Source organism: Caulobacter sp., from assembly GCF_965279145.1.
Classification (GTDB): Bacteria; Pseudomonadota; Alphaproteobacteria; order Caulobacterales; family Caulobacteraceae; genus Caulobacter.
The window spans coordinates 1,379,471-1,400,979 of the sequence record NZ_OZ257139.1; the positions used below are offsets into that span (position 1 = coordinate 1,379,471).

The following is a 21,509-nucleotide window of genomic DNA, read 5'->3' on the forward strand; positions in this document are numbered from 1 at the left end:
TCAAACACGCCCTAAGTGCATGAATCTTAAAGCCTCTATGGCTGGCCGTAGGTGCCCGTCTGGCCCGAACCACCACCAGCGTTGATCGGCGGCGCACCCAGCAACGACACGCCGTTGCCGACGCCCGCGCTGGGGCTGATCAGGGCGGCGATCGCGCGCCGCGCCGTGGCGAAGGCGGCAGCAATCGGCGGCGTCCATTGCCCGTCGGCCTTGAGGCGCGCCTCAGCGATGTTCAGCGCCGCCGAGGCGACGCCAGGCGTAGCGCGCGCGGTGGCCAAGGCGCTCTCCAGGAACGATTCGGTGTTCGCCTGCAGCGTCTTGGGGTCGCTGCTCTGAATAGCCTGCTTGACACCGTTGACGATAGCGGCGGCGAGGCTCGCCGAGCCCGGCTCGGATTGCGCATGCGCGGCCGGCGCGATGACCACCGCAGGCACGGCGCAGATTAGCGCGAGAGCGAAGACAAAAGTTGGAAGTCTCATGTCGAGAACCTGATCTGACCCCTGCCGCGTAACTCTGAGTTGATTCTAGCCATGCCTCATCTCTCCCCGAAAATCAAGCTCGTTGAGGCCCGCGACCCAGATTCTACGGCACATTGCCGAGCGTGTGTTGAGTCTAGCGCGATACCTGCCCAAAAAATGGGAATGTTAATGGTTACTATTTTCCGCTGAGCCAAACCTGAGACTCCCAGAAGGCCGCCACAAAGGCCCCCTCCGGATTGCGAATGCTTTCCAGCATAGCGACCAAGACCTTTCGATACTGCCCAGTCGACAACAGCGCATCGAACTCTCGCTTGACCTGAATCCTCGTGGCGGGATCGACCTGCCCCCAGTTCTCAAGGGCAAAGCGGATGCGCCAGACCGCCACCGACTGATCCAGCGGGATCAATTGGTAGGATCGCCGCAACTGCGCCGCTCCGGTCGGGGTCAGCCGCCCTTGCTCGAGCGTATCGATATAGGCCAGGCGCAGGACGCCGGAGGTATTGTAGGGCGAATCCTGGATCGCGGCCAAGGTCGCCCTCCGGGCTGCGGCGAGCCGCGCCGGGTCGCGCCCCCCCTCGATCAGGCGCACGGCCAGCCGATCGTAGCCCGCCGAGACCGGGATGATCCGCTGACCCGCGACGACGACGGCGCCGCCCGCCAACAGGCTCGCAAGCGCTGTAGCCCCGAGCACGGCGACGGCGAGGCCCAGTACGGCCAGGATCGGCGCCCGGCGAAGCTGGTCGCTGGGGTCCTGCGAGGGCCTTAGGGCCAGTCCGACCTGAAGACCCAGCAGCAGCGCGAACAGCGCCGCCACCGAGGGCGTCTGCAAGCCGAAGTCGCTGACGCCATGGATCAGGAAGATCAAGTCCACACCGAACAGCGCCCAGAGGAGACTCGAGGAGACCTTGCGACGGATCGCGCCGACCACGCACAGGCCGATGGCCGTCAACAGGGTCGAGCCCATGCAGAGCGCGCCTAGCACGCCCGCCTCCTCCAGCCATTGGAGGTAAAGATTGTGGGCCGCCCGCATCATCCACAATCGTGGAAACGTATCGGCGGTCAGGTGGGTGCGGTTGAGGATGTCGAACGTCCCCAGACCATGGCCCCACAACGGCCTTTCCAGGAAAACGCCCCAGTGCAGGGCGAACAGCTCGCCCCGGATCGCGGCGTCGGCCGGTGCGGTAAATAACCGCTCGACGAAGGCCCCGCCGAAGGCGACGCCGACCGCCAGCACCACAATCGTAACACCGCCCAAGGCGATGCGGTTCATCGCACCGCTACGCAGCCACTGCGAGATCAGAAGAACGATGAACGCCGCCGCGAACGCCGCGATGGCGCCGCGCGAGGCGGTCAGCATCAGGGCTGTGGCCAGAACGCACGCCACGCCGATCCAGCCAGCGAGAAGCGCCCACCCTCCGCCGCCGGCAAACGTTCGCCGCAGACCCTGCATGATCTCGTAGACGGCAAGCAGCAGCAGAACCGCAAAGACGAGGCCTGCCGTGTTCGCGGTGTGATAGGTAGCAGCCAGGCGTCCCGCGAAGATCGCGGAGTCCATCCCGGCCTCCATCGCCCAGATCGCCCAGGCGGCGAAGACCGCGCCGCCTATGACAAGCCACCTGATAGTGCGCACTGCGGCGCGATGGGTCGCCGCGATAATGGCGCCGAGCATGAACAGGCAGCCAAAGCCCAAGATGACGATCACATCGACGCTGGTCGCCGACGGGTCGAGGCTTCGAGGGCGCCAGCTCCAGGGCGCTGCAGCCGAGGCGAGCACGGTGACGCCAGCCAGAAAGACAATCTGCATCGCCAGCAGGGCCGGCCGACGGCCGACGGCGGCGCCGCTGCCCATTTGCAGGCACTGCCACGCCAGAAGCGCTGCGGCCGAAACGGTCATCAGCAACGCTGACTCCGAGGCCAGGGCGCCCCAAGACGCCTGAAGCGCCAACAACAGAGCCACGACGATCGCGCCGGTCACCGACCGTTGCGCGCCCCACACGTCAGCCTGATCGATCCGTGTCAGAGCCGCAGTCATAAACCTTCATTCCAACGCCAGCTATGGCGATTAAAAGCGCCTTCCCAACTCGCGCCAGGAACGAGTCGATGCCGCACGCTCAACTGGCCGCCGGCGCCGATATCCATACCCAGGCCATCGGGTCACCGCCCGGCGCCTGCCGCTCAAGCCAGCGATAGCCCGTGGCGGACCAAGGCGTCACCCAAGCGGACAGGTTGTCCAGCACATATTCGCCCCGATCGGTGGCGACGAGCAGAACGGCGTGTCCCTCGCCCGCTGGGGTCAGCACCAGGGCGATTGAAAGCGCCTTGGGCGATAGACCCTTTGCAATGAGACTGCGACGCTTCTCAAGCACGTAGTCTTCGCAGTCTCCATAACGCTTCCCCTGCTCAAGCGGCAAGGTCCAATAGTCGCTCGCCCCCCAGGCTGTACGATCGTCGTCAAACTGTATCGCGCGGTTGATTGACTTGTTCACCTTGGTCAACAGCGCCATCGTCTCGCGATCAAGCTGGATCTGGGCGTCGGTATCCGACGTCGCGCGCACGAGAGCCGCGGTCGTGGAGCCCTCCACCGGCGCCTGCTGGAACCGGGCGGCGGCGAAGAGCGCGCTCCAGTCGGCGCGGCGCTCATTGCTTACCGCCCAACCCGCAGACGCGCCACCCGACGCTGAGACCGTCCCGGACGCGGATGACAGGCCGGACGGCGCGGCGTCGCCCCGCGCCACCTCGACCACGCGCTCATCGACGGTAGCGCGTTTCGTCTCGCCACACTCCTGAGGCGTGCGTGCGCAGAACGCAATGAAGCCGGCCGGAGCCGGCGCGGCGGGCCCTATGACCAGCATCGCGCTTGAACTTTCGACGGTGGCGCAGGCGGCCAGACCGTTCAGTGCGGCCACAAGCACGGCGGCCTTCAGAACTCTAACCAGCGACGGGGACATGGGTAAGGCCTCGCAATTGAGGCCCCAACCTGATCCGAATGGAATTAAAATTGATGTTTAAATTATAGTGTATTCAAATTTAACAGCCAAAATCCCCCAAAAAATCAATTAACACGATATAAACGAAGATAAATTATTGGCTAATTTGTATCCTACATCACTAGCAATTCTCAAAATTGGTTATCGAAATAAAAACGCCCAATCCACCGATCGAAAATATACTGTAATGCGCATCGAGATTCCACGGAGCAGGATAAGGTTAATTCCATTGGCAATTTTAGGGATTTCTTAGCTAGCTTTCTTGAACCGATATTTACCCAGACAGCTTCAGATAGGCCATCTCACGCCAGACGCGTGCCGAACCGGCTCATCAGAGGCTCCATTATGTCTGCTCAACGGAAATTCGCGTCAGGGACAGAAGCCTCTCCCAAGACGAAAACGCGCCACGGACCACAACTGGTCGGGGACGGCGCAGTCGCGCAAGCATCCCCGGCCCTCGCGCTCCAGAGCCTTTTGGAACTCGAACTTCGCGATGACCGCTGGCCCGTCCGCCAACGCGCGACCTTCCTGCTGCTGAGCGGCGCCGTCGCGTGGACGGCGATCTTCATCAGCATCTCGGCCATCGCCCACGGACTGTAACGTCAACGCCATCCGGCGACTGGGTCGCTGGATTGGCGTCACGAGACCTTGCTATACCTCCCTGGCGGGGACCTCGGCGCGAGGTTGAGATCCGCTCAAGGGGATTCCGGCTTGACGCCTGACGCAGGGACCAAGAACAGGTCGAGAGAGCAAATCTCCACACCGGTCGAGCCGCCCAAGGGCTTCTTCCCCGGCATTCAGATTCTCCGCGGCGCCGCGGCGATGTTGGTGGTTCTGTGCCACACCGTGGTCCAGATCACGGAGTTCTATGGGCCAACCCCGCAAGCCCTGGGCCTTGTCACCTTCGGCATGTCCGGCGTCGACATCTTCTTTGTCATCAGCGGCTTCATCATCACCTTTGGGTCGACCGGCGCTTCGGCGCCTAACCGATGGCGCTTCCTCGCCAACCGGGCCATCCGAATCTACCCCCTGTATTGGCTGGTGATGACGGCCATGCTTTCGCTGACGGCGCTGGGGCTCTTCTCTTCGATGCGGTCAAGCCTCGGCGAGATCGTCCTTTCCTACCTGCTCGCGCCGGTCGAGCACCCCGTTTTTCCGCTGGCGTGGACGCTCACCTACGAGATGTTCTTCTACGCCCTGATGTTCGGGACATATGGCCTGCGGGGACGCCCCGCGCTCTTCGTGGCGACCAACATCGCCCTTCTCGTCGGGTTCGTAGCCGTCTGCGCGACCGACGCCTTCCACATCGACTTCTTCCGCCGTGGCGAAGTGGTGATGGAATTCTGCGCCGGAATGCTGCTGGCCCTCGCCTATCGCCGGCTTGGCCCCCGCATGATCTTGCCCACGCCCTGGGCCCTAGCACTGGGCCTTTTCGGATTCGTCTGGCTGGCGGCCGGCGTGGTCGCCGCGCCGCACGCTCCGGGCGAGCCCCCCGCCTGGCGGTCTCTGATCTGGGGCCCTGGGGCGGCCATGATCGTCTTTAGCGCGCTATCGATGAAGTCCGGCTCTGGGTGGGGCTACAGGACGTTACTCGCGATCGGCGACGCATCCTATTCGATCTATCTGACCCACGTATTCCTGATCGGGGCCTATCACCTGGCCTTGGCCCGTACGCCGCTGTCCCATTTTGATCAAACCCTGCCCGCTCTAGGCGTAATGGCCCTCAGCGCGCTGGCGGGCCTCGCGAGCTATCGCCTGGCTGAACGCCCGCTGCTGGTCGCCATGCGCCGCCGACTCCTGGGCGAGCGGCGCTCCGCAAGCCTTGGGGTCGCCTAGCGGCCGGCTAGCGCCGATCGCATGCGTCATTGCGCAGATTCGCGGCGCCGCTCTTGCATACGGACCGCACCGAAGGGTCGTGTGATTGTCCGCGCGCCTCAAAAATGCCATTCAGGGACATTAGCGTTCAGGCTACAGTCATCTGTCGGCAATAGAGTGATTGGGCGATCACACTTTTCGTTGGATGGAACCAGGCTGCGCAGCAAAGTCAGCCAGCCAAGCGTTTCGATGAAAGTTACGGAAGACACGATGAACCGAAAACTACTCATCACCACTGTGTGCGGCATCCTGATGGCCAGCGGTTCCAGCGCTTGGGCTCAGGACAGCGCCGCGACGGCGCCCTCCCCTGCGGTGACTAGCGCCGGATCCGTTTCGTCGGACTACGTTCTCGGCCCGGGCGACAAGATGCGCGTGATCGTGTTCGGGGAAGACACTCTGAGCGGTCAGTTCGTCGTTGCGGACAACGGCCTTGTCGCCATGCCGCTGATCGGCGTGGTCCCCGCCGCAGGCAAGTCCGTTCAGGATTTCCAGAAGCGCATCGAAGCCCTGCTGGTGGATGGCTACCTTCGCGATCCCCGCGTCAGCGTCGAGGTGCTGACTTTCCGCCCGTTCTACATCCTCGGCGAGGTCAACAAGCCGGGTGAATACCCCTACACCAACGACCTCAACGTCGTGAACGCCATCGCCAAGGCCGGCGGGTTCACCTATCGCGCCAACACCAAACGGGCTTTTGTGCGCCGCTCCGGCGAGGCTAAGGAGCAGCAGTACGGCTTGGACAGCAAACTGACGATCTCACCGGGCGACACCGTTCGCATCGGCGAGCGCCTCTTCTAGAGCCAGCCCTTCGCGTCGGCCTGAGTGGTCTCGGGTCGGGGCGACCGATAAAAGTCATAGGGCGGCAGGATATCCTGCCGCCCTATTTTCTTGGGTGATGATCAGAGGCCGGCGAGACTACGCCGGAAGTCGAATCACGCCGGAGGGCTCACGTTCAATACTCCGGAGCGTCTCTCGATCCGAACACGGCCTATTCCGCCCCCTCCACGGATCCGCTACGCGCCACCGGCAGGCTCTCTCCATCCACACCGCGCCTCGAACGCGAGGATGATCGGGAGACGTGAGAGCCCGCGTCTTGGCCCGAGCCTTCGGAACTGATCGAGCGACGCCGACGCCGGGGCCGATGCTCGACCACCTCTCGGAAATTGGCGCAGAACAGCATGCACAGCAGCGGGTAGATGGGCACAAGGAAGCCGCCCCCCATGAAGCTGAAGAAGACGAAGAAGCAGATCGATACGCGCCAGTTCGGCGTACGCCAGAAGAGCGCATAGATGAAAAGGGCGTAGAACGAGATGGCGGTGAGTAGGCCATACTCAACTGTCACCTTGGTGAAGGGCCACCAGACGACGTTGTCGGCCTTGAGGATCGAGCCCGCGCCGATGCCCGTATAAAGGGCGTCGTCCCGGTGAAGGAAGTCGACAAGCAGCTTCCAGGGGGCGATGAACCGGTGATTGGCGCTGGTGTTTTGGCGCTGGTACTCGGTGAAACGCCCCGACATCTGATCGAACCAGTTGATCTGGTCAGCGACGATCAAGGCCGCGACGAAGGCGATAGCCAACAATATCCACGTACGCCGGGTGAACCGTGTCAGCAGGAACGGCAAGGTGAGCGCCAGCATGAACAGCCCTGTACCCGCGAAGGTCAGCAGCAGAGCAATGATCAGGAAGGCCGTCGGAACGACCCGTTGGAGATAGACAATCTCCATGACCAACGCGAGACAGAGGAACTGGGAGAGGATCGAAACCTCGGCGAAGAACACGCCATTGGGCTTCATGAACTGTGAGTCTGGCGTGATAGGCTGGATATAGACGAAATTGGGCATGAGCAGCCCAGGCGGGATCATCTCATCCAGGTTGGGCCAGGCTCGCCAGCCTGCAGTCAATTGCACGAGATGCTGCAGCAGCACGATGGCGCCGGCGACCATCATGATTCCGATGAACAACTCCACGATAACGCGGAAGATCCGGGGCGGCACTTCGTAGAAAACCACGAAGGGCGCGTAGATCAGGAGGGCCAGCAGGAAGCTGGTGGTCGACTGGCCCGCCGGTTGGAAGAACGTGCTGACGAAGGCGAAGAAGCAAAACGCGCCGTAGAGCAGCGCGCGAACCTTGTCGACCTTGGGCCTGACCCAGTAGGCGAGAACCGCCATGCCGCCGACTGCCGTCGGGAGGCACAGTTGCAGCAACTTGTCGGACGCCGGCAGACCCACTTTCTGGAACATCGTCAAGGCGAGCATCTGCACGAGAGCGTAAATCAACAACGCCTTCTGAGGCTTTGTCGCGCCACGATAGATGTCGAGGATGCTGGGCTTTGACTTCGAGCGCTTGCTCCGCTCTCGCCGACCGTTGATTGAAATCTGCATGGTTTTAATCGCCCCCAGAACGTCCGCGCCATTCATAGTCAGGCTGCGGTCGCGATTGGCAAGATTGTTGATGGCGAACTTAGCGCCTTGCGGCTGTCGCCTGGATCAAGGTCAGCTTGTCTTCATGAATACGTACAGCGGTCAGAACGCCGCTCGCGTAGGCCCCGGTATCGATGCCCAGCTTTCCCTCTTGGATCTTGGGGGAGTCGACGGGCGTGTGCCCGTAGATCACGAGCTTCCCGGGCATCGGGTCCGCGGCGTCCAGGAACTCGCCCCGAATACCCATGAGGTCCCGAGGCTCCTGACGCTCAAGTGGGACGCCCGGCTTAACCCCCGCGTGGACGAACACATAGTCGCCGATCGCTCGAAAAAGTTCCGTGGCCTTGAGGAACTCTAAGTGTCGATCTCCAATCTTGTGGCGAAGCTCTTGCGCCACCGCATCAAGTTCCTTCTGATCAGCTTCGGGTCCGGGCGGGGACACGCCGTAGGACTGCATAGTGGCCGCGCCACCGAGGCGCCGCCACATGGTCCAAGTGCTCGGCGCGCGCGTGAACTCAAGTAGGTACTGGTCATGGTTGCCGCGCAACATCGTCGCCTTGAACGGCACGTTGTCCGCTAACGCAATCAACGTATCGATTACTCGTTTTGTCTGCAGACCGCGATCAACATAGTCACCAAGGAATACAACCTCAGCTTCGGCGGCGCCGCTCTTCTGAATATCTGAGGTAATTAAGCCGATCATGACGTCGAGTAGATCAGCTCGGCCGTGGATATCGCCAACGGCGTAAATCATGGAAACTCCGTGGTGGGCGCGGGGATTGGTCTTAATTTTTCTGAGGTCTTGAAGTGTAAGAGTATCGCCAACGCGCAGGCGATTTCAAGCCGCTGGCGCATGCCAAGAGGCAGATCGGCGCTGAACACCAGCGCGCCGGCCCCGTCGATCCGCATTTAGGACGCGGGCGCCTGGTTGGACCAGCTTCGAGGCGTGCGCCGCGAGCCCATAGGGAACAAGTGTATCATTCCGGAGCGATGCGGCGCCAACAGACGGAAAACAACTCAACCATGTCCATGCGCGCCGGCACGCTCACCCAGAGCGTTAATCAACGTCCTATCGAACAGAGAAGCGGCAATTCTCCTGCGCGCAAACACGCCCGCGCCCTTCGTGCTTGACCAATCCCGGCGCACACTCCCCACCTATGGGGATTGAATTGCCATAATATCCGATCGCTTCATGTTTTTGGCGCTCGTTACCGAGACGCTTGTGACATAACACGCCGGAAAGTTTGGCGACACACCACGGCTACGATAAACCGTCTTGCTCCTGGCATACAGTTTTCTGGCCTACAGCTTGCAGATAGGCTCCGCAGCACGACGGTGTGCGACTTGAGGGGACGTCGTCCATGACGGATGTTTGGGGGTACCAGTTGCACGAGCCCGCGCCGCAGACTTGGTCCAATCGCTTGGACGAGATGGCCATCCGCGCCTGCGATATCGCCTTCTCCCTCGTCATCCTGGTCTTCTGCGCGCCCCTCATGCTCATCACCGCCCTCGTCGTATGGGCCCAGGACGGCGGCTCTCCCCTCTTTGGTCACCTGCGCATCGGCCGCGACGGCAAGACCTTCCGATGCCTGAAGTTCCGCAGCATGGTCACCGACTCCGCAGAACGCCTGGCTAGGCTTCTGGAATCCAGTCCCGCCGCGCGCCAGGAGTGGGAGCGCGACCACAAGCTCCGCAACGACCCTCGCATCACCGCCTACGGCGCATTCATACGCAAAACCAGCATCGACGAGCTTCCCCAGCTCTTCAACGTCCTCCGTGGCGAGATGAGCCTCGTGGGGCCCCGCCCCATCGTCGCCAGCGAGGTCCCTCGCTACGGCCGATACATCTCAAGCTACTATTCCGTCACACCCGGCATCACCGGCCTGTGGCAGGTCAGCGGACGCAACAACACCACCTACCGGCGACGCGTCGTCCTCGACGTCGCCTTCGCTCGCTCCAGGACCTTCGTCCTCTACATGAAAATACTCTTCGCAACCGTTCCCGCCGTCTTCCTCTCTCGCGGCGCATTCTAACCCCCCTCCCTTCGGCTAACTTGCCGACCACATTATCGTGGAGATGCGCCGCGCGGGATCGTCCGACGCCGTTCTAGGGCTCAAGCACCGGGTAGAGGAAATCGAAGGCGTCGGTAGTGACCACCGATACGCGATAGTGCGCCTTGTCCTTGAAGTTGCTCCTGCCTCCGACCACGATCGAACACCGCTCGCGGGAACAGAGAAGGTCTGCTGGCTCCGCTGCGGGCGGAGATAGTCCGTAGCTCGTGACGAATATATTCCGCTTACGGACTGAACACCCGAGCAATGACGTTCGGAAGCAAGTTTAGGGCAGACCCAGTCGACACGTCAGGGGCCGGTGATCCGAGCCCAGGTCGGCCCCGACCACGCACCCCATGGAGCGCACGCCGCGAGACGTCAGCACGTGATCGATCGGCGAGCCGAAGACGTACCGTCCTGGCTTCGACAGGATACGGGTTGCTTGCGGGATCAGAGAATAGTCCGCGTCATAGAGCTTGGCCGCGCGAAGGAAGCCGAGAAAATGCGGCGACCACCGAGTCGTGTTCAGGTCGCCAACCACAATCCGATCGCTGGTGTGGGCTCTGCCTTCGTTGGCGAGCCCCCAGCCGAGCCACTGCCCAAGCGTCTTCAGATACAGGTTCCTCAGCGACCAGGCGTCGCGGGCACGCAAGGTGTCAGCGTGAAGAACCATCACGTTGACGGGGCGGCCCTCGATGCTGACGATGGCCGAAACCATCAGCCTATCCGCGCCGAGCGGCGCATAGACCTCCGCCGAGAGGATGGGATAACGGCTCAGCAGTTCAATCCCTCCGTGCGGTTGCTGCTGAACCAGTTCGGGTGACGCGATGCGAGCCGAATAGGGATAGACGTCGTGAAGCTTCTGAAGAACGCCAAGCCAGTTCCACGAAACTTCCTGCAAACCGACGATGTCCGGGCGCGTCTGGCGGAGCCAGCGATCCAAATCGTCGTAGCGCCTGTTCTGGTGCAACACATTGAAGGTGGCGACGGTGACGACGCGGCTTGGCGTGAGCAGCGGCGCGGCCACTCGGGTCGGCGGCGACAGCAGGATGACCAACATGCTTCCCAGCGCAAGCGCCAGCGCGGCCGAGACCAGCTTCAATCGCAACGCCAAGCTTATCAGCAGCAGAACAGCCGCCGGGATGGCGTAGAGCGGCTGGAAGAGGGTCATGACGTCCGCCCACCAGAAGAACGGCGCGGCGAACCAGGCCAGAGCTAGAAAGCCAACGACCACGGCGCAGATCGCTAGGGTGGTGTTCGCCACGACCAAGGCATGGCGCTGTTCTCCGAACACCTCGTCCCGAGCATTCTTCGCCATTCAGCCGCCCCTCGCGCCCCGCACTACTCAACAAACGCGCGGAGAACCCCGACGCCTTGTGAGCCTTAACATGCGGGGGACAGTGTGCAGCGAAAATTGCTAGACCGTTACTGATTTCCCGTCAGGAGCACCAGGGGCTCGGCCGTTGACCGCGGGACGCGCGCGGGCGCCACGCGCTCGCGCAGGTCGGCGTCATGTCGCGCGCGCGACGGAGCAGCCCCTGTCAGGACCAGAGCCCTACGCCGCCCAGCTTGACGCCGAACAGCATGCGATCTCGGCCATCTAACCGGAGACAGGTCAGGACGCCGGTCGCGTAGGCGCCGGTATCGACCCCGATGCGGTAGTCATTGACCATCGGCGCGGTGTCCGTTGAGTGGCCATGAACGATGACCCGCTCGAAGGACCCCTTGTGGTTCAGGAATCGCTCTCGGATCCACAGGAGGTCCTGCTCGGTCTGGGCGTGGATCGGCCGCCCTGGACGAATACCTGCGTGCACGAAAAAGAAGTCGCCGAATTCGACCCCAGGTTTTAGCCCGCGCAAAAACGCGACGTGGCTCGGAGGCATCGCCGCGCGAAGCGCGTCTACGGCCTCGACCCAGGCCGCGGGATCAGCGCCACCCGCGGGAGGCTTCACGCCGTAGGACATCAGCGTGGCGTTCCCGCCAACCCGCGCCCAGCCTGGTCCCTTGTCCGGCGCGTCGAGGACATCGAGCATCATCTGCTCGTGGTTCCCGCGCAGCGCGATAACGGAAAGTCCGGGGATGGAAAGGGACAGCAGCCGGTCGATCACTCCCTTGGAGCTTGGCCCGCGATCCACGTAGTCGCCCAGAAAGATGATGAACCGTGCCACATCCGCGCGCGAAGCGCGGCAGTCCTCAGCGACCCAATCGATCAATCGATCAAGCAGATCGAGACGGCCATGTATGTCACCGACCGCGTAGACGAGCGTATTGGGCGGGATCTCCGCGTCCTGCGGGCGCTTTCGCGCAAGGGTGTTCATGAACGATCGGCACCTTCCCTTAATTGACCGAGACGACGGTATCCCACGGAGATAGTTAGCGGTTAGTACGAACGGAAGCTCGCTGCGCGAATGCCGCACGGGACGGCCCGACCGCCCAAGCGCGTTGTGACGCCCAATGCGGGCCGGCCCGGAAAGGCCGGACAAGCCCGCCAGACCCAGACGCCTACACTCTTGATCATGCTCCGGAGAGAAACGGCCTGACCCGCGCAACCCGTCGCTTTGCTCACGCACGGTCGCAAACGCGCCACCTCAGCGCGCATCCTTAACGCACTTCGCCCGACGGGAGTTCCTGATGGGCTTAGAAGCCCAGAATCATCGCCAGCACCCGCCGCTGGAGCGGAAGATCAGAATGCCTGGCCGGAGTCGTCTAGAAGGGCCCGCGCCAGTCAGCGGCAGCAGGTGATCACCCGGCCAACTGGCGATAGAAGGTCTGAAGCGCCGCGGGATAGTCTGGCCCCGGGAACTTGATCAGGGTGGTCATGGCCGTGAAGCCGATGGCCGAGGCCAGCATCCACAGCGCGCCGCGCAGGTTTGGGGTCAGGCTGATCCCGTTCACCCCGCGCCGCCAGCCATGGCCACGCGCATCTGCTCGGCCTGTTCGGGCGTGATCCCCATGGCCGAAAGGATCGGCGAAGGGGCGTCCTTGTCCCAGGCGCTGCGGCCGCCGACCGTGATGCCGCCATCGACCACGATGTGAGTGCCCGTGACGAACTCGGAATCGTCGCTGGCCAGATAGAGCGCCGCCCGGGCGATATCCTCGGGCAGTCCCGCCTTGGGAATCGGCTGGATCTTGGGTCCGACCTCCGCGACCCGCGCGGCCATCTGGTCGGCGACCTCCCGCGGCAGCCCCATCGAGGCGCCGAAGATCGAGGTGGCGATCAGGCCGGGGCAGATCGCATTGACCCGGATTTTCTGGGGCGACAGCTCAGCCGCCGCGCAGCGGCTCATGTGGATCACCGCCGACTTGGCCGTCGAATAGGCCAGCGGCCCAAAGCCCGCCTGCAGGCCCGCGATGGACGCCGTGTTGATGATCGAGCCGCCGCCCCGCTCCAGCATCAGCGGGGTCGCGTATTTCATGCCCAGGGCCGGCCCCCGCACCAGCAGGGCGAAGGTCCAGTCCCAACCCTCGGCCGTCATGTCGGCGACGCCCAGAGGCGTTCCGCCGTGGCCGGCGTTGTTGAACAGGATGTCGAGCCCGCCGAAGGCGTCCTTGGCCATGTTCACGGCGGCGGCGATGTCGGCTTCGATGGTCACGTCGCACTGGGCGAAGCGGACCTTGTCGGGGAAACGCTTCTCCAGCATCGCGCCCTTTTCGGCCTGCAGGTCGGCGGCGATGACACTGGCGCCCTCGGCCACGAACAGCTCCACCGCCCCAAGGCCGATGCCCGAGCAAGCCCCGGTGATGACGGCGACCTTGCCGTTCAGACGTCCAGCCATGGTGTTGTTCCTTCCCGCTGCGCCCGACCTCTGATGGATCGGTGATCAGCGATCATATTCGCGGAGGAACGGCGGCTTGACTAGCCTTGAACGGAGCGGGCCGTATCGGTTTTCGCGGGCCGAACCGAGCGCGCCCAAAAGGTTCTGCGCAGATCGCTCAAGGCCGGCCCGACCAGGAACCAGGGCTCGACGCAGTAGCGGGAGAACAGGCGGCGCGGATCAGCCATCAGGCGGAACAGCCACTCGACCCCCATTTGCCCCATCCAGCGCGGCGCGGCTTTCTGCACGCCGGCCTCGTAGTCGAAGGCACCGCCGACCGTGAAGTGGACGCAGGGGCCGAGAACGGCCGCGTGGTTCTCCAGCACCCAGATTTCCTGACGCGGCATGCCCATGCCGACCAAAAGTATATCGGGCTTGAAAGCGTTGATGGTTTCGACGACGGCGGCGTTTTCCGGAGAGGAGGCTCGGGCGTCGAAAAAGCCGTGATGGGTTTCCAGGGTGACGCCCGGCCAGTCGGACAGGATCTTTTCCCGCGCCCTCTCGGCCACGCCCGGCTCACCGCCGACGAAGAACACGCGCCAGTTCTCGGCCTGGGCCCGCGCCCAGAACAGGTCGCGCCAATCCAGGTACGTGCAGCGATGAAACTGCCGGCTGGCGTTGCCGATCACCCGCGCCCACAGCAACAGCGGCGTGGAATCAACCTCGACCAGATCGGCCGTCTGGAAGAAGGCTCTGACCCGGGCGTTCTGCCGTATCAGATACAGGCTGTGGAGATTGTGGTTGGCGACAACCGAACTTTCGCCGCGAGCCAGACGACCTGAGACGAAGTGAAAGACCTCTTCGGCGCGGACCAGATCCATGGTCTCGCCCAGCAACCGCACCCGTTCCTCCGGCCGGCGCTTGAGGCGAAACGGACGATCGCCTCCCTGCTGCGGCGAGATTGAACGAGCGGCCTGGGGCATTCTGCGGCTTCCTCTGGAACCGCGTCAGCCTTAGCCAAGCGTCGTAATCATCCCGATAAAACTTGTCCTTAGCGAGGGTTAACCCTGACGGCGAAGCCGCGCTCGCCGTCAGGGATCGGAGCGTCAGTCGTTGGTCACGACGACCTTGCCCATGGCCTTGCGACTGGCCAGATGGGCGATGGCCTCGCCGGCCCGGGCCAGCGGGAAGCGTTCGGAGACGTGCGGCTTGATCTTGCCCTCGGCGTAGAGCGCCATCAGTTCCTTGACGTTCTGGGCATGGCCGGCCGGATCACGAGCCACCGAGGCGCCCCAGAACACACCGACGATGTCGCAGGACTTCAGCAGCGTCAGGTTCAGCGGGATCTTGGGAATGCCCGACGGGAAGCCGATCACCAGGAAGCGGCCGTTCCAGCCGGCGGCGCGGATGGTGGCTTCGGAATAGTCGCCGCCGACCGCGTCATAGGCCACGTCCCAGCCATTGGGCCCGCAGGCTTCCTTGATCAGATTGGCCAGGGCCTTCTGGCCGTCCTTGTCGAACGGTCCGCGCGGATAGACCACGCCGCTGTCGGCGCCGTGGGCGATGGCCAGATCGACCTTTTCCTGGCTGGAGGCGGCGGCGATGACGCGCGCGCCGGCCGCCTTGCCCAGTTCTACCGCCGCGAGGCCGACGCCGCCGGCCGCGCCCAGCACCAGCAGGGTCTCGCCAGCCTTCAGATGGCCGCGATCCTTGAGGGCGTAATAGGAGGTGCCATAGGTGAGAATGAAGGCGGCGGCCTCATCGAAGGGCATGTTGTCGGGGATCTTGGTGCAGCGGCCCTCTTCCAGGGCCAGCTTCTCGGCCATGCCGCCCCAACCGGTCGAGGCCAGCACGCGATCGCCGACCTTGAACTTCGTCACGCCCTCGCCGACGGCGGCGATCAGGCCCGAGACCTCGCCGCCCGGCGCGAAGGGCCGGGTGGGCTTGAACTGGTACTTGTCCTCGATGATCAGCACGTCGGGATAGTTGACCCCGCAGGCCTTGACGTCGATCAGCACCTGGCCGGGACCGGCCACGGGATCGGGCAGTTCTGACAATTCCAGGGTTTCGGGGCCGCCGACCACCGTGCTGAGAACCGCCTTCATCTGTCTTCTCCCGTCTTTATTCGTTAAGAGGCCGGACGCTAACGCAGGGCGCGCGGCCAAGGAAGCGGAATGTCAAACAAACGTTTTAGTCTCGCCCTGCACGGCGGCGCGGGCTCGGCCCCTGGGCATGACTACAGCCAGGAGATCGCTCACATGCGCGGGCTGGTCGAGGCGGCGCGCGACCGTCTGGCCGCGGGGGACAGCGCCCTGGACGTGGCGACCGCCACCGTTGTCGCCCTCGAAGCCAGCGGCCTCTACATCGCCGGCAAGGGCGCCTCGCCCAATGCGGCCGGGGCCTATGAGCTGGACGCCTGCCTGATGGACGGCGCCAGCGGACGGGCCGGCTCGATCGCCACGCTGCAGGGTTTCGAGAGCCCAATCCTGGCCGCCCGGGCGGTGATGGAGAAGACCCCGCACGTGATGCTGGCCGGCGAGGGCGCCATGGCCTTCGCCCGGTCGCAGGGCCTGAAGGAGATCGAGGATCCCGCCAGCTGGTTCACCCAGGCCGGCGCCTTTGAGTCCAACCATCCGCCCGATCACCCCACGGGCACCGTCGGCTGCGTGGTGCGCGACGCCGAGGGACGGCTGGCGGCGGCGACCTCGACGGCTGGCGTGTTCGGAAAGATGCCAGGACGCATCGGCGACAGCCCCCTGATCGGGGCCGGCGCCTGGGCCGACGACACGGTCGCGGTCTCCTGCACCGGCCAGGGCGAGTTCTTTATCCGCACGGCGGTGGCGGTGCAGATCGCCCACCGCATGCGTTTTGGCGGCGAGAGCCTGGAAAGCGCGGCGGCCGCCGCCATCACCGGGGTCGCGGCCCTGGGCGGGGACGGCGGACTGATCGCGATCGACCGCGATGGTCGCGTCGCCATGCCCTTCGCCTCCGACGGCGTCAAACGCGCTGCCCTGCTGCCGGACGGAACGATCTTCAGCGCCGCGTTCTGAGTCGCCGATTGACGGTGGGCACATTGAGGCAGGCGGTCGATTGAACCTGTAATCCTTGGTGGATAGGTTGCCGCCATGCCTGCACACACTGGACAGTGGCTGACCCTGGCCGGCGAGCTGATCGGCCACGCCCCCCCTCCGGTCCTCCGGGCCACCTCCCCCAAAGGGGAGGATCTGCCCGCTATCGGACACCAAGACCCCGCCTACGTCCCCGCCACCTTGAACGTCGCATGGGCGCGCGCCACCGGCTTGCCGTCGGCGCTGACCGTGCAGTCGGCGTAGCACAGGCTCTTCCCCGGCTTGATGAAGTCGGTGTCGAAGGTCAGCCATTGGCCCAGCTTCGCCGCGCCCAGATAGTCGAGGCTCAGCGAGACGGTGACCAGACCATTGGACGGGATCTGCAGCGCCGCCAGCATCACCCCGCACGACAGGCCCATGGCGTTGTCGGCCAGGGCGGCGATCAGGCCGCCGTGCGGGGCGCCGCGGGAGTTGGTGTGGGGCTCGCGGATCTCGATGCCCAGCACCCAGCGGTCGGCGCGGATGTCGGCGAAGATCGGCTCCCATGGCGCGGTCAGGGGGCTCTTGCGGGTATGGAGGACGAAAGGCTCGGGCGGCTGGAAGGTCATGGTCGCGCTCCGTGATGACCAATCCAAACACGCGTTTGAATTGGCGGCAAGCGCGCGGGCCGTGCTAGCGTCACCGTGAAGCGGAGGAGTCGATGGCCAGGAGCGGAGCCAGAGAGGGCGGCGGGCGAAAGCTGGACGCGGCCAAGGTGGTCCAGACGCTGGATAGTCTGCGCGCGCGGGTGTCCGAGCGGTTTCCGGACTCGGGCCTGGCCCAGGTCTGCGCCGAGCTGACGGCCACGGCCCGCACCACCGCCCAGCGCGCCAGGCGGCTGTCGCGGCCCTATCTGGGTCTGCGGCTGCTGGTGCTGGCCATCGTGGTGATCGCCGCGGGGCTGGAGGTTGGACTGTTCGCGCGGCTCGACTGGCTGGCCAGCCTCAACAGGGCCGACAGCTTCGGCCTGGCCTCGGGCCTGGAGTCGGCGGTCAACCTGATCGTGCTGTCGGGCGCGGCGGCCTGGTTCCTGCTGTCGCTGGAGACCCGCTGGAAGCGGATCCGGGTGCAGAGGGCCCTGCACGAACTGCGGTCCTTCGCCCACGTGATCGACATGCACCAGCTGACCAAGGACCCGACCCTGGTGCTGGGGCCGCGCACCAGCTCCTCGCCGGCCCGCGAGATGAGCCGCTTCCAGCTGGCCCGCTATCTGGACTATTGCGCCGAGATGCTGGCCCTGACCGCCAAGCTGGCCGCCCTCTATGCCGGCGAGACCAATGACGCGGTCATCGTTTCGGCGATCAACGATATCGAGACCCTGACCTCGGACCTGGGCCGCAAGATCTGGCAGAAGATCATGATCCTGGGCCAGCTCGACGAAGCGCGCCCCGCCAGCTGAACCGCGACCGGGGCGAGACGTTCAATGTCCATGCGCGCCTTCGCCCACCTGCTGGACCGCCTGTCCCTGACCAGCTCGCGCAACGCCAAGCTGACCCTGATCGAGGACTTCTTGAGGGGCCAGCCTGATCCCGATCGCGGCTTCGCCCTGGCGGCCCTGACCGGGGCCCTGTCATTCAGCGCGGCCAAGCCGGCCTTCATCCGCAAGGCGGTGGAGGCGCGGATGGACGCCCAGCTGTTCGCCTGGTCCTACGACTATGTCGGCGATCTGGCCGAGACCGTCGCTTTGGTTTGGCCCACGCGGCCCGGGGCCAATCGCGAGCCGGAACTGTCCGAAGTGATCGAGGCCCTGCGCACCGCGTCGCGCGGCGAGGTCCAGCGGCTGATAGAGGACTGGCTCGACGCCCTGGATCCCGATGGTCGCTGGGCGCTGCTGAAGCTGATGACCGGCGGCCTGCGGGTGGGCGTCTCGGCGCGCCTGGCCAAGCAGGCCTGCGCCAACCTCGGCAAGGTCGAGATCGGCGAGATCGAGGAGGTGTGGCACGCGCTGGAGCCCCCTTACGGCGATCTGTTCGCCTGGCTGGAGGGGCGGTCGGAGCGGCCCTCGCCCGACGCGCCGGGGCGTTTTAGGCCAGTGATGCTGGCCCAGGCGATCGACGAGGCCGTCGACTTCGCCAAGCTGGATCCCGCCGACTATGTGGCCGAGTGGAAGTGGGACGGCATCCGCGTGCAGGCGGTTTCGGAGCGTGGCGAGCGGCGGCTCTACACCCGCACTGGCGACGATATCTCGGCGACCTTTCCCGACGTGCTGGCGGCGCTGGATTTCGACGGCGCGATCGACGGCGAACTGGTGGTGATCCGCGACGGGGCGCTGGCGTCGTTCGGCGATCTGCAGCAGCGGCTGAACCGCAAGACGGTGGACGCCAAACAACTGGCGAGCTTTCCGGCCGGCATCCGGGCCTATGACCTGCTGCTGGACGGCGAGACAGACGTGCGGTCGCTGCCGTTCGTCGAGCGCCGGGCGCGGCTGGAGGCCTTCGTGGCCAGGATCGACAGCCCGCGCATCGACCTGTCGCCCCTGCAGCCGTTCGAGACCTGGGAGGGACTTGCGGCGCTGCGCGCCGATCCGCCCGAAGGCGACGCGCGACTGTCCGAAGGACTGATGCTCAAGCGTCGCGACAGCGTCTATGAGCCCGGCCGGCCCAAGGGGCCGTGGTTCAAGTGGAAGCGCGATCCCCGGCTGATCGACGCGGTGCTGATGTACGCGCAGCGCGGTCACGGCAAGCGGTCGAGCTTCTATTCGGACTACACCTTCGGGGTCTGGCGCGAGGACGAGCGGGGCGAGCGGTCGCTGACCCCGGTGGGCAAGGCCTATTTCGGCTTCACCGACGAGGAGCTGAAACAGATCGACAAGTTCGTGCGCGACAACACCGTCGAGCGGTTCGGGCCGGTGCGCTCGGTGCGGGCCGATCTGGAGTTTGGCCTGGTGTTCGAGGTGGCGTTCGAGGGGCTGCAGCGCTCGACCCGGCACAAGTCGGGCGTGGCCATGCGCTTTCCCAGGATCAGCCGCATCCGCTGGGACAAGCCGTCGCGCGAGGCCGATGTGCTGGAAACCCTGGAGCGCATGCTGGATTAGGGCCCGGCGTTCACCTGTCGTTTTCCATGTCTGCTTAGGCATGGAGGCAGGAGACCGCGTATGTTCAAGTTCCTGGCGTCCTTGCTTCCACACCTGCCGGCCAACGCCGACGAGCGTTATCGGCAGGTCTTTTCCAGGCTGGGCCTGACGGTGCTGCTCAGCTGGGCGCTGCACCTGATCCGGCGGGACGACCTGATTGTCGCCTGGGTGGCGACCAGTCTTTCGGTGCAGGTGCTGGAGTTCTTCGCGGTGCGGCCCTTCGCCGGCGGCCGGACGCCGGTGCGGCATGTCCAGGCCCATGCCCTGCTGATGTTGGCCTCGATGGTGGCCATGGCCGTGGTCCACGCCGGGGTGGTGACGATCTTCTGGCTCAGCAACCAGCCACCCCTGATGGCCGTGGCCCTGATGGTGCTGGCGGGCGGCGCGCTCAACAATGTCGCCTCGGGCGTCGACAGCCGGCCGCTGTTCTATCTGGGCGCCACGCCCTATGCGATCAGCCTGGCGACCATGCCGATCTGGTGGTGGCGCGGCGCGCACGGGCAGGTGGCGATCCTGTCGGTGTCGGTGGTGTTCTTCATGATGGCGGTGCACGCCACCTGGCTTCGACTCCACCTGGCCCGCAAGGCGGAGATCGCCGCGCGCGAGGACGCTGACGCCCGCCGCATCCAGGCCGAGGACGCGGTGGCCGACCGCGCCGCCATGGCCGCGATCGTCAGCCATGAACTCCGCACGCCGCTGTCGGCGATCCTGGCCGGAGCCCACATGATCCGCCGGGGCGCGCACCCGGCCCAGACCGCCGCCACCGCCGACCTCATCGTCGACGCCGGCCACCTGATGACCGGCCTGCTGACCGACATGCTCGACCAGGCCAAGATCGAGGCGCGGGCCATGAGCCTGGAGAGCCGCGACTTCGATCTGCTGGGCGCGCTGCGCGACGCCACCCGGTTCTGGAACGCCCAGGCCGCCGCCAAGGGACTGAGCCTGCGCGAACCGCCGGGCGAGCAGCCCGCGGTCTGGGTGCGCGGCGATCCCTTCCGCCTGCGCCAGATCCTCAACAACCTGCTGTCCAACGCCGTCAAGTTCACCGAGGACGGCGTGATCGAGCTGCGGCTGGCGGTCGAGGCGGCGGACGACGACAGCCTGGGGGTCGTCATCGAGGTGCAGGACAATGGCCCGGGCATTTCGCCCGAGGCGATGGCGCGGCTGTTCACGCCCTACGCCCAGGCCTCGCAGGAGACCGCCCGGACCTATGGCGGTACGGGACTGGGCCTGGCGGTCAGCCGCCAGCTGGCGCGGCTGATGGGCGGCGAGCTGGACGCCCGGCCCGGCGCCCCTCGAGGCGCGGTCTTCCGCCTGACCCTCAACTTCACGGCGGGGCGCGAGGAAGCCATCGCCAGCACGCCTGCCACGCTGGGCGGCGCGCCGGCCCTCTCGACATTGAAGGTCCTGGCGGTCGACGACCATGAGGTGAACCGCCGGACCCTGGCCCTGGTGCTGGAACCCCTGGGCGTGGCCCTGTCGACGGCGCCGGATGGCCTGGAGGCGCTGCGGCGCCTGGATGCGGAGCGCTTCGACATCGTGCTGATGGACGTCAACATGCCCGGCCTGGACGGGCGCGAGGCGACGCGGCGGCTGCGGGCCGGCGCGGGCCTCAATCGCGACACGCCGGTGATCGGGTTCAGCGCCGGGGTGGCGGTCGAGGAAGTCCAGGCCTGCCGTGACGCCGGCATGACCGACTGGCTGGCCAAGCCGCTGGATATCCGGGCGCTCTACGACGCTCTGGACCGCGCCACCGCGGCCTAGAG

Annotated in this window: 19 protein-coding genes and 1 pseudogene; 8 read left to right on the forward strand and 12 right to left on the reverse strand. The window is 65.1% G+C overall.

From position 1 onward, the window contains the following. Positions 1-35 precede the first annotated feature (35 nt). The 3 genes from ACQY9P_RS06380 to ACQY9P_RS06390 form a co-directional block, all read right to left on the reverse strand. Entirely contained in the window at positions 36-479 is a 444-nt protein-coding gene (locus ACQY9P_RS06380) for a hypothetical protein (protein ID WP_421740075.1), read from the reverse strand. A 175-nt stretch (positions 480-654) separates the two neighbouring features. Continuing rightward, the gene (locus tag ACQY9P_RS06385) at positions 655-2,511 is read right to left on the reverse strand and encodes an O-antigen ligase family protein (protein ID WP_421740074.1); all 1,857 of its coding nucleotides are present in this window, start codon (positions 2,509-2,511) and stop codon (positions 655-657) included. A gap of 79 nt (positions 2,512-2,590) precedes the next feature. Continuing rightward, complete coding sequence (locus ACQY9P_RS06390; RefSeq protein ID WP_421740073.1) at positions 2,591-3,427, reverse strand: transglutaminase-like cysteine peptidase; 837 nt, start codon at positions 3,425-3,427, stop codon at positions 2,591-2,593. 513 nt (positions 3,428-3,940) lie between these two features. Here ACQY9P_RS06390 and ACQY9P_RS06395 point away from each other — a divergent pair. The 3 genes from ACQY9P_RS06395 (at position 3,941) to ACQY9P_RS06405 (ending at position 6,136) form a co-directional block, all read left to right on the forward strand. Continuing rightward, positions 3,941-4,066, forward strand: coding sequence for a hypothetical protein (locus ACQY9P_RS06395; RefSeq protein ID WP_421740072.1), 126 nt, complete (start codon positions 3,941-3,943; stop codon positions 4,064-4,066). Between the two features lie 111 nt (positions 4,067-4,177). Then, entirely contained in the window at positions 4,178-5,302 is a 1,125-nt protein-coding gene (locus ACQY9P_RS06400; protein ID WP_428151337.1) for an acyltransferase family protein, read from the forward strand. Between the two features lie 180 nt (positions 5,303-5,482). Further along, entirely contained in the window at positions 5,483-6,136 is a 654-nt protein-coding gene (locus ACQY9P_RS06405; protein WP_428151339.1) for a polysaccharide biosynthesis/export family protein, read from the forward strand. 190 nt (positions 6,137-6,326) lie between these two features. On the opposite strand, the gene ACQY9P_RS06410 is transcribed toward ACQY9P_RS06405, so the two are convergent. Together ACQY9P_RS06410 and ACQY9P_RS06415 are read right to left on the reverse strand one after the other, a co-directional pair. Continuing rightward, positions 6,327-7,718: a hypothetical protein gene (locus ACQY9P_RS06410; protein ID WP_421740069.1), complete on the reverse strand. Its 1,392-nt coding sequence runs from the start codon at positions 7,716-7,718 to the stop codon at positions 6,327-6,329. 79 nt (positions 7,719-7,797) lie between these two features. Then, positions 7,798-8,511 carry a metallophosphoesterase family protein gene (locus ACQY9P_RS06415; protein WP_421740068.1) on the reverse strand — a complete coding sequence of 238 codons (714 nt, stop codon included), beginning with the start codon at positions 8,509-8,511 and terminating at the stop codon, positions 7,798-7,800. 607 nt (positions 8,512-9,118) lie between these two features. Between ACQY9P_RS06415 and ACQY9P_RS06420 the strand changes: the two genes are divergently transcribed. Beyond that, positions 9,119-9,790 carry a sugar transferase gene (locus ACQY9P_RS06420; protein WP_421740067.1) on the forward strand — a complete coding sequence of 224 codons (672 nt, stop codon included), beginning with the start codon at positions 9,119-9,121 and terminating at the stop codon, positions 9,788-9,790. Between the two features lie 304 nt (positions 9,791-10,094). Here the strand turns inward: ACQY9P_RS06420 and ACQY9P_RS06425 are convergent, their stop codons facing one another. From ACQY9P_RS06425 to ACQY9P_RS06450, 6 genes and pseudogenes are all read right to left on the reverse strand, one after another. Further along, positions 10,095-11,126: an endonuclease/exonuclease/phosphatase family protein gene (locus ACQY9P_RS06425; protein ID WP_421740066.1), complete on the reverse strand. Its 1,032-nt coding sequence runs from the start codon at positions 11,124-11,126 to the stop codon at positions 10,095-10,097. A 223-nt stretch (positions 11,127-11,349) separates the two neighbouring features. After that, a complete protein-coding gene (locus ACQY9P_RS06430; protein ID WP_421740065.1) occupies positions 11,350-12,126 on the reverse strand; it encodes a metallophosphoesterase family protein in 777 nt (258 codons plus the stop codon). 345 nt (positions 12,127-12,471) lie between these two features. Beyond that, positions 12,472-12,694: pseudogene (locus ACQY9P_RS06435) on the reverse strand (DMT family transporter); the annotation flags it as partial. Between the two features lie 5 nt (positions 12,695-12,699). After that, entirely contained in the window at positions 12,700-13,584 is an 885-nt protein-coding gene (locus tag ACQY9P_RS06440; protein ID WP_421740064.1) for an SDR family NAD(P)-dependent oxidoreductase, read from the reverse strand. An 80-nt stretch (positions 13,585-13,664) separates the two neighbouring features. Then, a complete protein-coding gene (locus tag ACQY9P_RS06445) occupies positions 13,665-14,546 on the reverse strand; it encodes a WecB/TagA/CpsF family glycosyltransferase (protein ID WP_421740063.1) in 882 nt (293 codons plus the stop codon). Between the two features lie 123 nt (positions 14,547-14,669). Then, positions 14,670-15,668 (reverse strand): NADPH:quinone oxidoreductase family protein, encoded by a 999-nt coding sequence (locus ACQY9P_RS06450; protein WP_421740062.1) that lies wholly within the window; start codon positions 15,666-15,668, stop codon positions 14,670-14,672. 69 nt (positions 15,669-15,737) lie between these two features. On the opposite strand from ACQY9P_RS06450, the gene ACQY9P_RS06455 reads away from it, so the two are divergent. Next, positions 15,738-16,613 (forward strand): isoaspartyl peptidase/L-asparaginase family protein, encoded by an 876-nt coding sequence (locus ACQY9P_RS06455; protein ID WP_421740061.1) that lies wholly within the window; start codon positions 15,738-15,740, stop codon positions 16,611-16,613. Between the two features lie 203 nt (positions 16,614-16,816). On the opposite strand, the gene ACQY9P_RS06460 is transcribed toward ACQY9P_RS06455, so the two are convergent. Beyond that, the gene (locus tag ACQY9P_RS06460) at positions 16,817-17,239 is read right to left on the reverse strand and encodes a PaaI family thioesterase (protein WP_421740060.1); all 423 of its coding nucleotides are present in this window, start codon (positions 17,237-17,239) and stop codon (positions 16,817-16,819) included. Positions 17,240-17,331: 92 nt separating this feature from the next. On the opposite strand from ACQY9P_RS06460, the gene ACQY9P_RS06465 reads away from it, so the two are divergent. Genes ACQY9P_RS06465 through ACQY9P_RS06475 form a run of 3 tightly spaced genes read left to right on the forward strand, consistent with a single transcriptional unit; the run spans position 17,332 to position 21,507 of the window. After that, on the forward strand, positions 17,332-18,069 hold the full coding sequence (locus tag ACQY9P_RS06465; protein ID WP_421740059.1) for a hypothetical protein: 738 nt from the start codon (positions 17,332-17,334) through the stop codon (positions 18,067-18,069). 24 nt (positions 18,070-18,093) lie between these two features. Beyond that, on the forward strand, positions 18,094-19,704 hold the full coding sequence (locus ACQY9P_RS06470) for a cisplatin damage response ATP-dependent DNA ligase (RefSeq protein ID WP_421740058.1): 1,611 nt from the start codon (positions 18,094-18,096) through the stop codon (positions 19,702-19,704). Between the two features lie 60 nt (positions 19,705-19,764). After that, on the forward strand, positions 19,765-21,507 hold the full coding sequence (locus tag ACQY9P_RS06475) for an ATP-binding protein (protein ID WP_421740057.1): 1,743 nt from the start codon (positions 19,765-19,767) through the stop codon (positions 21,505-21,507). Positions 21,508-21,509 lie beyond the last annotated feature (2 nt).